This window comes from Litoribacterium kuwaitense (genome assembly GCF_011058155.1).
GTDB classification, from domain to species: domain Bacteria; phylum Bacillota; class Bacilli; order Bacillales; family DSM-28697; genus Litoribacterium; species Litoribacterium kuwaitense.
Map to the genome: position 1 here is coordinate 1 of NZ_JAALFC010000143.1, position 382 is coordinate 382.

The 382-nt window shown below is 50.3% G+C and carries 2 tRNA genes; both read left to right on the forward strand.

The features are described 5' to 3' along the window. Positions 1-117: 117 nt before the first annotated feature. Positions 118-194, forward strand: a tRNA-Ile gene (locus G4V62_RS21130). A 65-nt stretch (positions 195-259) separates the two neighbouring features. After that, positions 260-335, forward strand: a tRNA-Ala gene (locus G4V62_RS21135). The last annotated feature ends 47 nt before the right edge of the window (positions 336-382 follow it).

Below are 382 nucleotides of genomic sequence, written 5' to 3' on the forward strand. Positions count from 1 at the left end.
GACGAACATCAAAGCGGGGGGCGCACGCCCTCATACGTCATGGCTTTTGTCAGTTTTGAGAGGGTAATTACCTTTCACGCGCGTATTGGATTCATCGTACGTGCTTCATTTGTCTGTGGGCCTGTAGCTCAGCCGGTTAGAGCGCACGCCTGATAAGCGTGAGGTCGGTGGTTCGAGTCCACTCAGGCCCACCATTTCGTACTTTATTGTTCGAAATGCCACAAGCAGATGACGTTTAATTGTATATATACCTTTATTTGGGGCCTTAGCTCAGCTGGGAGAGCGCCTGCCTTGCACGCAGGAGGTCAGCGGTTCGATCCCGCTAGGCTCCACCAAATGTATGTATCAGAGGATCCTTGAAAACTAGATAACCGACAAAAAA